Below are 13757 nucleotides of genomic sequence, written 5' to 3' on the forward strand. Positions count from 1 at the left end.
GGCCGGACACCCCCCTGAGGTGCCCGGCCTTCCTGCTTCTCAGGTCGCGGTGCAGGTCAACACCGGGTTCCCGTACGTACCCGAGCCCTGGAAGCCGAACTCGGTGCTCGCACCGGCCCCAATCCGGCCGTTGAAGTCCACGTTGCCGAACCGCACCGACCCCGTTGTGGCGCTGCGCGTCACGTTCCAGGAATTGCTGATGGTCGTGCCGGTCGGCAGGGTCACCGCGACGCTCCAGCCGTTCACCGGCGCCGCGCCCGCCGTCACCTTGATCGTGGCCACAAAACCGCCGGTCCAGGCGTTGAGCGACGCCGTCGCCGTGCACGCGCCCCCGGACGGCGGCGGCGTGGTCGGCGGAGGCGTCGTGGGCGGCGGGGTGGTCGGCGGAGGCGTCGTGGGCGGCGGTGTGGTCGGCGTGCTGCCGTCCAGCGCCGGCGTCGACCAGTCCACCCAGTCGGCCAGGCGGCCCTGGGCCCGGCTCGAGATGCGGATGGCGCCGGGGTCGTTCCCGCTCTTGAGCAGGAACTTGCGGATGTTCTGCTGCAGCGGCGTGCGCCACTCGGCCCGGTTGGCGCAGTGCGTGCCGTCGCTGACGTCGGACCAGTACGAGATGTTGTCGCCGGCGCCGAGGGCCTTGTAGACCTCGGCCGCGCCCAGGGCGGCCACGCTGGCCGAGCGCGGCCCGAGGTTGGCGATGTGCGGGTTGTCCATGATGAACAGTCCGCGCGGGGCCACCATGGCGGCTATCTCGTGGGTGTCGACCGGCAGCCGGTTCGGGTTGCCGGTGAAGGTGCCGAACGCGTCGCCCAGCCAGGGTTGTTCCCCGTACGCAGAGGAAAGGCTTTGCGCGCCCTCGCCAGGCACCCCGCGGAAGATCGGCGCGCCGCCCGTGCCCGACTCGATCGGCATGGTCAGGGCGATGCGCTGATCGAAGGCGCCGATCACGAACGCGCCCTTGCCGAACCGGGAGCAACCGGTCACGCCGGTGGCGTCGGCCCGCAGAATGCTGCCGCCGGACTGCTCGAGCACGTCGATGATCCGGCTGACGCCCCACGACCAGGCCATGAGCAGGCCGGTGGGGCTGGTCGCGCCGTAGATGCTGTAGAACGCGCCCTGCTTGTTGGTGCGGCCCGTGCCCTCCTTGCCGACGGCGTACGGGTCGTAGTTGATGACCGCCGCGCCGGCCGCCTTGATCGCGGCGGTGTCGGCCCCGAACCCGCCGAGGACGACGACGGCCGGGAACGGGCCGGTGCCGCTGGGCAGTTCGACGCGGGCCGTGAAGCTGGAGCTGCGGCCCTGGTCGCTGACGTTGACGGTGATCGAGCTGCTGGAGACCGTGCCGGTCACCGACTGAGGCTTGGCCGGCTTGGCGCCGTACACGAACTTCTCGGCCAGCCTCTTGATCTCTTCGCGGCGGCACGTCCACTCCGAGCGGGAGGTGATGCGGGTGCCGTCGAGCTTCTTGAACGGGTCGGGGAGTTTGGCGTTGGCCGGCAGGGCGCCGGCGTCGGGGAGGGTGGGGACGGCGCACGCGGCGCCTTCGTTCTCGGGGGCGGCGAACGCGGGGACGGCGGTCGCCGCCGCGCCGATCGTGAGTGCGGTGGCCAGCACCACGATCGGCGAGCGGAGCCGGGGACGGGTGGTCACGAGGCTTCTCCTTCCGGGGATTTGGGAGCGCTCCCGTGTGCCGTCGAGTGTCCATTCTGTCATCGAAAGAAGTCAATAGTTGCCGGAACTTTCAGCAATCGTCACGCAGCGATCGACAGTTGTCGCTCGTCGAGCCCGGCCGAAACTTCCACGGCGAGGCCGCCGCGAGCAGGCGAGTTGACTTCTACAGGCGAATAAAAGAAGGTAAGGCTCAACGTAGTAAGGGTTGGCTTACCTGAGGAGACCGATGACGGCCATCTACCTGATCGGCCTCCGCGAGGGACTGGAGATCACCCTGGTGGTGTCCATCCTGGTGGCGTTCCTCGTCAAGTCGGACCGCCGGCCGCTGCTCAAGTGGGTCTGGGGCGGTGTCGCGGTGGCGGCGGCGCTCTCGGTCGGCTTCGCGGCCCTGCTGCAATTCGGGGTCACCCGGCTGTCGTTCATGCACCAGGAGTTGTTCGAGGCCATCGCGTCGCTCGTCGCGGTGACGTTCGTGACTTGGATGATCTTCTGGATGCGCCGCATGGCCCGGCAGATGGGCCAGGAGCTGCGCGGCCGCCTGGAGGACGCGATCCAGGTCGGGCCCCTGGCCATCGTCGGCGTGGCTTTCCTGGCGGTGATCCGGGAGGGGCTCGAGACCTCGATCCTCTTCTACGCCGCAGCTCAGGGCACCACGGACAGCGTACGGCCGCTGATCGGCATCTCGCTCGGCCTGCTCACCGCAATCGTGCTGGGCTGGCTGCTTTACATCAGCGCGCTGCGGATCAACCTCACCCGCTTCTTCACCTGGACCGGCGCGCTGCTCGTGCTCGTGGCGGCCGGGATCCTCAAGTACGCGGTGCACGACTTCCAGGAGGCCGGCGTGCTGCCCGGCCTCAACAACACCGCCTTCGACATCAGCGGATCGTGGCCGCCCGAGGCGTGGTACGCCGAACTGCTGCGCGGCATGGTCAATTTCACCCCGGCCCCAACGGTGCTCGAGACCATCGCGTGGCTCGCCTACGGCATCCCGGTTCTCGTGATCTTCCTCTGGCCCCAGAGGGCCAAGCCCGTTCGTACGCCAGAGCCTGCACTCAGCAAATAGGAGAACCATGCGCACCCCTCGCCTGCTGGCCCTCGTCGCGGCCACCGCCGCGGCGGTCCCCCTTGCCGCGTGCGGCGACGACTCGGGCTCGGATGCCGCCGCCGGCGGAAGCGGCAAGATCACCGTCGACGCCTCGGACACCGACTGCAAGGTCGCCGCGGGCCAGTCCGACGCCGGCACGGTCACCTTCGCCGTCGCCAACAAGGGCAACAAGGTCACCGAGTTCTACGTCTACGCGCCGGGCGACCGGGTGATGGGCGAGGTCGAGAACATCGCGCCCGGCCTGTCCCGTGAGCTGATCGTCGAACTGGCCGCCGGCACGTACGAGACGGCCTGCAAGCCCGGCATGATCGGCAAGGGCATCCGCAACGCGTTCCAGGTCAGCGGCTCGGCCGCGCCGCTCACCGAGGACGCCAAGCTGGCCCAGGCGACCAAGGACTACCAGCGGTACGTCAAGAGCCAGACCGGCGCCCTGATCGACAAGACCACCGAGTTCGTGACCGCGGTCAAGGCGGGCGACATCGAGAAGTCCAAGGCGCTGTTCCCGATCGCCCGCACCTACTGGGAGCGGATCGAGCCGGTGGCCGAGAGCTTCGGCGACCTCGACCCGAAGATCGACGCCCGCGAGGCCGACCTCGAGGCGGGCCAGAAGTGGACCGGCTTCCACAAGATCGAGAAGGATATGTGGGTCGCCAAGGACGTCAGCAAGTCGGGCCCGACGGCCGACCAGCTGCTGACCGACGTCAAGACGATCGTCGACAAGGCCAACACCGTGACGCTCTCGCCGGTGCAGCTGGCCAACGGCTCCAAGGGCCTGCTCGACGAGGTGGCCACCGGCAAGATCACCGGCGAGGAGGACACGTTCTCGCACACCGACCTGTGGGACTTCGCGGCCAACGTCGAAGGCTCGCAGGCGGCGATCGCGGCCCTGCGCCCGGCCCTCGAAGAGAAGGACCCGGCGCTGGTCAAGACGCTCGACGAGCGGTTCGCCTCGGTCGAGGCGGCGCTCGGGAAGCACCGCGACGGCGACGGCTGGAAGCTGCACAACACGCTCAGCCAGGCCGACCTGAAGGCGCTGAGCGACGAGATCAACGCGCTCTCCGAGCCGATCAGCAAGGTGGCCGCGCTGGTCGCGGGCAAGTGACCTGAGGGATTGAGAATGCAGCGGCGCAAGGTGATCGGGCTGGCCGGCGCGGGTGCGGTGGCCGCCGCGACGGCCGGCACCGTGGCGATCCGGGCCACCGGTGGCGAACCGGTGGCCCCACCCCCGTCCGACATGATCGACTTCTACGGCGAGCGGCAGGCCGGGATCATCACCCCGGCCCAGGACAGGCTGCACTTCGTCGCCTTCGACGTGATCACCAAGGACAAGGCCGCGCTGGTCGACATGCTCGAGTCATGGACGGCCGCCGCGGCCCGGATGACCCGCGGGCAGGAGGCGGGCACCCTGGGCGCGGTCGGCGGCTCGCCCGAGGCGCCGCCCGAGGACACCGGCGAGGCGCTCGGCCTGCCCGCCGCCGATCTCACGCTCACCATCGGTTTCGGCCCGAGCCTGTTCGACTCCCGGTTCGGGCTGCGCGCCAAGAAACCGGCCGCCCTGGCCGACCTGCCGAAGTTCCCGGGCGACACGATCGACCCGGCCATCTCGGGCGGCGACATCTGCGTTCAGGCCTGCGCCAACGACCCGCAGGTGGCCGTGCACGCCGTGCGCAATCTCGCCCGCATCGGCATGGGTGTGGTGAGCGTCCGCTGGTCGCAATTGGGCTTCGGGCGTACGTCGTCGACCTCGACCACCCAGGCGACCCCGCGCAACCTGTTCGGCTTCAAGGACGGCACCGCCAACCTGAAGGCCGAGGAGACGTCGCTGCTCGACGACCACCTGTGGGTGCGTACGGGTGACGGGCCCGACTGGATGACCGGCGGTTCCTACATGGTGACCCGCAAGATCCGGATGCTGATCGAGCCGTGGGACCGCACCTCGCTGCTCGAGCAAGAGACGATCGTCGGCCGCGACAAGGGCCAAGGCGCACCGCTGAGCGGCCACGGCGAGTTCGACGAGCCCGACTTCGCCGTACGCGGTGACGGCGGGGAGCCGGTGATCGCCACGACAGCCCACGTGCGGCTGGCCCACCCGACGCAGAACAACGGCGCCCGGCTGCTGCGCCGCGGCTACAACTTCGTCGACGGCTCGGACGGGCTGGGCCGGCTCGACGCCGGGCTGTTCTTCATCGCCTACCAGCGGGACCCGCGCCGCCAGTTCGTGCCGGTGCAGACCAAGCTCGCCCGGCAGGACCAGTTGAACGAATACATCCGGCACGTATCGAGCGGCCTCTTCGCCTGTCCGCCCGGATTGCGCGCGGCGGACGACTTCTGGGGTCGCAGCTTGTTTGCATGATCTTCACAGGAAGCATCGATAGGGTCGCCCGGTGACGCCCACGGGGAGCGGACGGCGCCGGCCCGGTCAGCTCGAGACCGAGATCATGACGGTCCTCGATGCGGCGGTGCGACCGCTGACGCCCGGCGAGGTGCGCGATGCTCTCGAATCGGACGGATCGCTCTCTTACAGCACCGTTGTGACGACTCTCACGCGACTGTTCGAGAAGGGCGCGGTGGCCCGTCGTCGGGACGGAAGGGCCTTCCGGTACGGCGCTTTGAGTGCCCCGGCGGGCCTCGTGGCCGACCGAATGAGCCGCTTGATGGCGGTGGAACCCGACAGGGCGACGGTTTTGCGCCGTTTCGTGAGCAACCTTAGTGCCGACGACGAGCGTCTGCTGCGTGAACTTCTGGATGAGGATCCCTCCGAAGGCTGAAAGGCGCGGGTGACTCGCTTCCTGAGGGCATGCTGAAAACGGGATGCTGCTCGAAACGAAGCAGTGGCAGCATGGACGCTTCTGTGCGCGCGTGGGGGTTCAAGAGGCGCGCGGCCTGAAACAGGCAGAATCTGGGGGAGTTCACTCGTGACCGACCAAACCGCCGCGCCTCCGGCCAAGCTCGACGCCGCGGTGCTCAAAGTCGCCGGGGTGGTGGTGCTCGGGGCGATCATGTCGATCCTCGACATCACCGTCGTCAGCGTTGCGCTACCGACGTTCCAGACCGAGTTCGACGCCACGTACGCCGAGGTCGCCTGGACCATGACCGGATACACCCTGGCTCTGGCCACGGTGATCCCGCTCAGCGGCTGGGCCGCCGACCGCTTCGGCACCAAACGTCTCTACATGATGGCCCTGCTGCTGTTCACGCTCGGCTCGGTGCTCTGCGCCACCGCCGGCTCGATCGAGCAGCTGGTCACCTATCGCGTCATCCAGGGTCTGGGTGGCGGCATGCTCATGCCGATCGGTATGACGATCATGACCCGGGCCGCCGGCCCGGAGCGGATCGGCCGGCTGATGGCCGTGCTCGGCGTCCCGATGCTGCTCGGCCCGATCGGCGGCCCGATCCTGGGCGGCTGGCTGATCGAGGCGGCCAGCTGGCACTGGGTGTTCCTGATCAACCTGCCGATCGGCGCCATCGCCCTGGTCTACGCGTGGTTCGCGCTGCCCAAGGACGAGCCGCACGCCTCGGAGTCGTTCGACTTCGTCGGCATGCTGATGCTCTCGCCGGGTCTGGCCCTGTTCCTGTTCGGCGTCTCGTCGCTGCCCGAGGAGGGCACGATCACGGCGACCAAGGTGTGGACGACGATGCTGATCGGCGCGGTGCTCGTGGTCGCCTTCGTCATCTACTCGTTCCGGCCCAAGCACCCGCTGCTCGACCTGCGCCTGCTCAAGAACCGCAACCTGTCGGTGGCGTCGCTCTCGCTGTTCGTCTTCGTGATCGCCTTCATGGGCGCCGGCCTGCTTTTCCCGAGCTACTTCCTGCAGGTCCGCGGTGAGGGCACGCTCGACGCCGGTCTGCTGATGGCGCCGCAGGGCATCGGCGCGGTGCTGACCATGCCGATCGCCGGCATGCTGGCCGACAAGATCCCGGTCGGGCGCACGGTGCCGTTCGCGATGGCGCTCATCGCAGTCGGGTTCTTCGGCTTCACCCAGGTCGAGACGGACACGTCGTACCTGTTCCTGTGCGGTTCGCTGTTCGTGATGGGTCTGGGCATGGGCGGCACGATGATGCCGATCATGACCTCGGCTCTGCGCACCCTGCAGCCGCTCGAGGTGGCCCGCGGCTCCACGCTGGTCAACATCCTGCAGCAGATCGGCGGCTCGATCGGCACCGCGATCATGTCGGTGATCCTGACCAGCCAGCTCAACGGCTCGCCCGAGATCCCCGGCCTGACCAACCCGCAGACCGGTGACCCGATCACCGAGGCCGGCGCGGCCATCGCCGTGCAGCAGGGGGCGCAGCTCCCGCTGCCGCCCGAGATCCTGCAGCGCGGCCTGCAGTTCGCCGCCGACTCGTTCGCGACCACGTTCTGGGTCGGCTTCGCGCTGGTGCTGGCGACGTTCATCCCGATCGCCTTCCTGCCCCGCAAGCGCCGCCCGGCCGGCGAGGCGGGCGGCGAACCGGCCGTCGAGACGCCCGTCATGATGCACTGAGTTGTCCGCTTCACCGCGCCCCGTCTCGCTTTCCGGCGAGGCGGGGCGTTTTCCTATAGCCCGGGCAAAACGATCGATCAGGTCTGATCACCGGCCATTCACCTGCTGCAATGCCTTTTCGTTACCGTAACGAGCGGCCTTCGTCATGCTCGATACATAGCCTCCGTCGAATCACCTTCTTCGGAGGAAAATCTTCCATGCATCGATATTTGCGCGGTGGCTCGCGCGCGACGGCGTTGCGAGCGATCGGCGCCGCCGCCCTCGCGACCGTCGTCGGCGCCAGCCTGGCCGGACCGGCCGTGGCGGCCGAGCCCGGCGATCCGTTCATCAGCGAGATCCACTACGACAACGCCGGCACCGACAGCGGCGAGGCGATCGAGGTGCAGGCCCCGGCCGGCACCGACCTGACCGGCTGGCAGATCGTTCTCTACAACGGCAGCGGCGGCGCGGTCTACAACACGGCCACGCTCAGCGGCGCCGTCCCGGCGGCCGGCGTGGTCGTCCAGACCTATCCGGCCAACGGCATCCAGAACGGCGCCCCCGACGGCGTCGCCCTGGTCAAGCCGGACGGCTCGGTGGCCGAGTTCCTCAGCTACGAGGGCGTCCTGACCGCCACCGGCGGCCCGGCCAACGGACAGACCAGCACCGACATCGGCGTCTCGGAGATCGACTCGACGCCGGTCGGCCACTCGCTGCAGAAGATCGACGGCAAGTGGCAGGCCCCGGCCGCCGCCAGCTTCGGCAAGATCAACGCCGCCGGAACGGAAGAGCCCGAAGAGCCGCCGGCCTCGTGCGACACCGCCGTCACTCACACGATCGCCCAGGTGCAGGGCACCGGCGCCGACACCCCCGTGGCGAACACCAAGGTCACCGTCGAGGGCGTTGTGACCGCCGACCACCGCGCGGGCGGCTACAACGGCGTCTACGTGCAGACCGCGGGCACCGGCGGCGACCGCCCGGTCGCGGCCGCCACCGCCTCGGACGCGGTGTTCGTCTACTTCGGCACCAGCACCGCCAACGCTCCCACCGTCGCGATCGGCGACCAGGTGCGGGTGACCGGCACGGTCACCGAGTTCAACGGCCTGACCGAGATCACCACCGCCGCCAAGGGCGACACGGCGGTCTGCGCGACCGGTGTGGCGCTGCCCGCCCCGGTGGCGCTGAGCCTGCCGCTGGACGACGCGGCCCGCGAGTCGGTCGAGTCGATGCTGGTGGCGCCCGTCGGCGCGTACACGGTCTCGGACGTCTACAACACCAACCGGTACGGCGAGGTCATCCTGGCCGCCGGCAACGAGGTCGCCCGGATCCCGACCGACCTGGCCCGTCCCGGCTCGGCCGAGGCCAACGCGATCAAGGCCGGGAACAAGGCCCGCCGGATCCTGCTCGACGACGGCAAGACGACCAACCTCGCCACCGCGGGGCTGCCGCCGGCCTACCTGACCAAGGACAACCCGATCCGGGTGGGCGACGCCGTCGAGAAGTTCGGCCCGAGCGTGCTCAGCTTCGGCTTCAGCGAGTGGCGCCTGCAGCCCACCGACCCGGCCGCGCTCGGCACGACCTTCAAGGACAGCCACCCGCGTACGGCGGCCCCGGCCAACGTGGGCGGCGACGTGCGCGTGGCCAGCTTCAACGTGCTGAACTACTTCGTCCACTTCGGTGGCGAGGCCCGCGGCGCGACCGACGCGGCCGCCCTGGCCAAGCAGCAGGCGAAGATCGTCTCGGCGATCAGCGCGCTCGACGCCGACGTGGTCGCGCTCATGGAGATCGAGAACTCGGTCCGCTTCGAGCCGGACGACCCCCAGGTGGCCCTGAAGACGCTGGTCGGCGCGCTCAACGCCAAGGACGGCGCGGGCACGTGGGACTACGTGCGCTCACCGGCCGACCTGCCGGCCGCCGAGCAGCAGGACTTCATCACCACCGCGATCATCTTCAAGCCGGCCGCGGTGACCCCGAAGGGCGCCTCACGCTCGGTCAACGACGAGTCGGTGTGGTCGAACGCGCGCGAGCCGATCGCCCAGACCTTCACGGCCGGGTCGGCCACCTTCACTGTGGTCGCCAACCACCTCAAGTCCAAGAGCGCCTCGGTCGAGCCGACCGGCGACAACGTGGACACCGGGGACGGTCAGGGCGCGTACAACGGTGACCGCAAGCGGCAGGCGGCCGCGCTGGCTGCGTTCGTGAAGTCGCTCGGGACCGAGGACGTGCTCCTGCTGGGCGACTTCAACGCGTACAGCCAGGAAGACCCGATTCAGGTCCTGGCCGACGCCGGCTACCAGAACGTCGCCGACCCCGACCAGTCGTCGTACGTCTTCGGCGGCGAGTCGGGTTCGCTCGACCACGCCCTCGCGAGCGCGTCGCTGGCGTCGAAGGTGACCGGCGTCGACGTCTGGAACATCAACTCGGTCGAGTCGTTCGCCTACGAGTACGACGGCTACGCGCCGTTCTACGACGACGGCCCGTACCGGGCCAGCGACCACGACCCGGTAGTGGTCGGCCTGTCTCTTAACAAAGGCCCGGTCGACCTGCAGCTGCTCAGCATCAACGACTTCCACGGCCGCCTCGAGCAGCCCACCGCCGGCAACGGCGGCGCGGCTCAGCTCGTCGGCATGGTCAACCAACTGCGGGCGGCCAACCCGAACACGGCCTGGGTCTCGGCCGGCGACAACATCGGCGCCTCCACCTTCATCTCGGCCATCGACGGCGACAACCCGACGATCGACGCGTTGAACGCGGGCCGGCTGGCCGTCTCGGCGGTCGGCAACCACGAGTTCGACAAGGGCCTGGCCGACCTGCAGGGTCGCGTCGAGGACCGCGCCCAGTTCCCCTACCTGGCGGCCAACGTCTACAAGGACGGCCAGCGGGTGCTGCCCGGCTACAGCGTGCAGACGCTGGGCGGGGTCAAGGTCGGCTACATCGGCGTCGTCACCGAGCAGACCGCGTCGCTGGTCAGCCCGGACGGCATCGCCGGCGTCCAGTTCCGTGACCCGGTGGCCGAGGCCAACACCCTGGCCGCGCAGCTCTCCGACGGCAACGAGGCCAACGGCGAGGCCGACGTGCTCGTGCTGCTGGCCCACGAGGGCGCGGCGACCGAGAACATCGGCTCGGCGGCGGCGCTGCAGGCCGACCCGGTCTTCGGCGACTTCACCCGGGTCAGCGCCGACATCGACGCCATCTTCAGCGGGCACACCCACCAGCCGTACGCGTTCGAGGTTCCGGTTCCCGGCACCGACCGCACCCGTCCGGTGATCCAGGCCGAGGACTACGGCCTGCGGGTCGGCAAGGCGGTCCTGACGGTCGACCCGGCCACCAAGACGGTCACCAAGTCGACCGCCGAACTGCTCAACGTGACCGGCTTCCCGGCCGACGCCGCGGTCGCCGACATCGTGGCCAAGGCCAAGGTCACCGCCGACGAGCTGGGCAAGCAGCCGCTCGGCAAGATCACGGCGGACATCAAGCGGGCCTACTCGGCCGCCGGCGCCGAGGACCGGGGCGCCGAGTCGGTGCTCGGCAACTTCATCGCCGACGTGCAGCTCGACCAGACCAGCGCGGCCGGTCGCGGCGGCGCCCAGATCGCCTTCATGAACCCGGGTGGTCTGCGGGCCGATCTGCTCTACGGCACCGACGGCACGGTCACCTACGCCAACGCCTTCTCGGTGCAGCCGTTCGCCAACGACGTCGTCACCCAGACGCTCACCGGCGCGCAGATCAAGCAGGTGCTCGAGGAGCAGTGGCAGCCGGACGGGGCGTCCCGCCCGGTGCTGCACCTCGGCGTCTCGAAGGGCCTGACCTACTCGTACGACGTGAACCAGCCCCGCGGCTCGCGGATCATCGCGTCCACGCTCAAGCTGAACGGCGTCGTGCTCAACCCGGCCGGCACCTACCGCGTCACGTCGAACTCGTTCCTGGCCGCCGGGGGCGACAACTTCGTCACGCTCGGCCAGGGCACCAACAAGGTCACCACCGGCGACAACGACCTGACGATGCTGGTCAACTACTTCGCGGCCAACACGCCGGTCACCGCCGACGCCACGCCGCGCAGCACGCCCGGCACGGCCACCCCGCCCGACACCACGCCGCCGACCGGCACCTTCAAGCTGGGCGCGACCGCGCTCTGGGCCGGCCAGTCGGTGACGCTGACGAAGGTGGCGCTGGACGACGACGTGGCTCAGGTCGTCGTCAACTGGGGTGACGGCTCCACTTCGGAGGGCCTGACCCACACGTACGCCAAGCCCGGCTCTTACACCGTGTCGGTGCAGCTCACCGACAAGGCGGGCAACAAGGCGACGGCCACCATCCAGGGCGCGGCCGTCGTCAAGGTCACCGCCCAGCCGACGGGCAAGTACCTGCTGGCCCCGCAGTCGATCTGGGCCGGCCAGTTCACGGTGCTCGCGGTGAGCAAGGTCAGCGGCGCCTCGAAGCTGGTCGTCACCTGGGGCGACGGCGCCTCGGCCGACGTGCCGGCCACCGGCACGCTGATCACGCACACCTACAGCAAGGCCGGCACGTACGCGGTCACGGTCACGCCGCACAACGCGGCCGGAGCGGGCACGGCGGCGAAGGCCGGCTCGGTGAAGGTCACGGCCGACACGGCGGCGCCGATCGTCAAGCTGGACGCGCCGCGCAACCCGGCGTCGGCGTCCTCGTGGCGCTCGGTCTCCGGCTTCGCCCTCGACAAGGGCGTCGGCGTGGCCCAGGCCCGGGTCACCCTGATCCAGGAGCGCGCGGGCCAGTGGCACTTCTACGACGGCAGCAAGTGGCTCAAGACGTCGTCCCAGTCCGACGCGGCGGCCAAGGCGAAGGTCCTGACCGACACCCCGTCCCTGCTGCTGGGCTACTGGACCGTCAACGTGAAGGGCGTCGAAAAGGGCACCCTGAAGGTCACCTACACGGCAACGGACCGAGCGGGTAACACCGCCGCGGCCCAGACCTACACGGTGAAGATCACCAAATAGTCCGGACAACGCGAAAGCCCTCGTCTCCGACCACCGGAGGCGGGGGCTTTCGCTTACGGGTTCATGCGGCGTTTACCGTGCCTCAACCGCGAGCGTCGCGGAGTCGCCGGGCCAGATCCTCGATCTGGTTGTCGAGATCGGCCTCGTGCCGAGCGCGAGCCTTGCGAGTGCGCTCGTCGATCTCCTCCTTCTCGAGGCGGGTCTGATGCTCGTTGCGATACATCGCCACGTCAGCGCGACCGACGTCCTCCTGTGCCCATTGGGCACTGCGCTTGTCGTGCAAGCGGTTGCTGATGTTGAGCTGCCGGCCGACCAAGGCGTCGTAGGTCGTCGTCCGGCTCATCAGCTTGGTCAGCACGGGCAGGCAGTCGATCACGATAAGAAGCAGCCGCAGGAGCCAAGAGCCGATCAGGACGAACATGCTCTGCGAGGTCAGAACACCGAGTGCCTTGTCCTCGTCCAGAATCCCGATCTCTTCCCGGCTGCTCCTCTTCTGATCAACCTGGTCGGTGATCGCAACGTTGAGGGCGGCGGCATAGGTAGTGCTCGCTGAGCCCACCCGGCCGGTCAGGTCGTCGATCCGGCGGTTGAGCGTCACCAGATCGGCCTGATGCCGGTCCAGCCCGCTGGATGCCCGATAGCGGTCAGCCTCCGCCCGGTTGCGCCGGCAGTTCGGGCCCTCGCCGCGGCGGTTGGTCAGACCGGGACCAGGATCGCCGTTGCATTCGGCTCGGGCGAGGTTCTCCCGTCTGGTCAGCTCGGTGTTGATGCCGTTGATGAGAGTCTTCAACCGATCCCGCTCCCGAGTCGCCAGAGTCAGTTCTTGGCGTACGCCGGTGGGGCTGCTGCCGACATTGAGAACGAAGCCGTCGCACCCGGCCGGCGTCGTGCTCGACTCGACCGGGTTGCAGCGCCGTAACTCGCTCTCGTAGTCGGCGACCTGCTGCAGCCGGCTTTCGTTGATCTCGGTGTGAATGGCGGGCGCGAAGGCGCGAAGCAGCAGCGGCTCGGCGATGACCGCACCCATCAACACCGAGATCAGCAGACGCGGCAGGAAAATGCGTAGCTTTGCCATGCCGAGTACGCCGTGCGTGCTGGCAACCAGCCAGCCGTCGAAGCTGACGATGAGGTAGCCCCAGACCAGGGCGACGAGGGGGATCAGCCACGATGCGATGTCGACCCTGGTAAGCAGCACGCTCATCGACAGGGCGGCCATCACGCCGGTGTTGAGCACGATGGCGCCCAGCCGCGTGTAGCGCGGTCGTTCCTCCGGCACCCAGTCGAGGATGTCCTCGTCGACACCGGCCACCCGGCGCAGCAGCCGGCCGATCCCGTGCTGCGGACGGGCCGGGCGCAGCGGATCGCGGCGATCGTCATCGTCACCCGCCCCCGAGCCGTGGCGGGGAAGGATGACCGTGGTCTCAGACATCTTCCTCACGCAGTCCCGGATCCTGTTCGTCGGTCTCGCCGTCGGTCAGTGCGGCCTTCTCGCCACTGGTCAGCGTCTCGCGGCGGTTGTCGTCGAGTTCTCCCGGTTCGACGTTGAAG

The 13757-nt window shown here is 69.2% G+C and carries 8 protein-coding genes; 6 read left to right on the plus strand and 2 right to left on the minus strand.

The annotated features are described in order from the left end of the window. Window positions 1-39: 39 nt before the first annotated feature. Complete coding sequence (locus OWR29_RS27000; protein ID WP_267566052.1) at window positions 40-1647, minus strand: glucuronyl esterase domain-containing protein; 1608 nt, start codon at window positions 1645-1647, stop codon at window positions 40-42. 247 nt (window positions 1648-1894) lie between these two features. Here OWR29_RS27000 and efeU point away from each other — a divergent pair, with 247 nt between their 5' ends. The 6 genes from efeU to OWR29_RS27030 all read left to right on the plus strand — a co-directional run bounded on the left by efeU (window position 1895) and on the right by OWR29_RS27030 (window position 12209). Continuing rightward, window positions 1895-2731: an iron uptake transporter permease EfeU gene (gene efeU, locus OWR29_RS27005; protein WP_267566053.1), complete on the plus strand. Its 837-nt coding sequence runs from the start codon at window positions 1895-1897 to the stop codon at window positions 2729-2731. 7 nt (window positions 2732-2738) lie between these two features. Beyond that, window positions 2739-3875, plus strand: coding sequence for an iron uptake system protein EfeO (gene efeO / locus OWR29_RS27010; protein ID WP_267566054.1), 1137 nt, complete (start codon window positions 2739-2741; stop codon window positions 3873-3875). Window positions 3876-3890: 15 nt separating this feature from the next. Then, the gene (efeB, locus tag OWR29_RS27015) at window positions 3891-5126 is read left to right on the plus strand and encodes an iron uptake transporter deferrochelatase/peroxidase subunit (protein ID WP_267566055.1); all 1236 of its coding nucleotides are present in this window, start codon (window positions 3891-3893) and stop codon (window positions 5124-5126) included. A gap of 31 nt (window positions 5127-5157) precedes the next feature. Next, complete coding sequence (locus OWR29_RS27020; protein WP_267566056.1) at window positions 5158-5541, plus strand: BlaI/MecI/CopY family transcriptional regulator; 384 nt, start codon at window positions 5158-5160, stop codon at window positions 5539-5541. 147 nt (window positions 5542-5688) lie between these two features. Further along, window positions 5689-7257 carry a DHA2 family efflux MFS transporter permease subunit gene (locus tag OWR29_RS27025; protein ID WP_267566057.1) on the plus strand — a complete coding sequence of 523 codons (1569 nt, stop codon included), beginning with the start codon at window positions 5689-5691 and terminating at the stop codon, window positions 7255-7257. A 197-nt stretch (window positions 7258-7454) separates the two neighbouring features. Continuing rightward, window positions 7455-12209: an ExeM/NucH family extracellular endonuclease gene (locus tag OWR29_RS27030; protein ID WP_267566058.1), complete on the plus strand. Its 4755-nt coding sequence runs from the start codon at window positions 7455-7457 to the stop codon at window positions 12207-12209. An 82-nt stretch (window positions 12210-12291) separates the two neighbouring features. Here OWR29_RS27030 and OWR29_RS27035 read toward each other — a convergent pair whose 3' ends face one another. After that, the gene (locus OWR29_RS27035) at window positions 12292-13518 is read right to left on the minus strand and encodes a DUF4407 domain-containing protein (RefSeq protein WP_267566059.1); all 1227 of its coding nucleotides are present in this window, start codon (window positions 13516-13518) and stop codon (window positions 12292-12294) included. Between the last annotated feature and the right edge of the window lie 239 nt (window positions 13519-13757).

Source organism: Paractinoplanes pyxinae (assembly GCF_026626335.1).
GTDB classification, from domain to species: domain Bacteria; phylum Actinomycetota; class Actinomycetes; order Mycobacteriales; family Micromonosporaceae; genus Actinoplanes; species Actinoplanes pyxinae.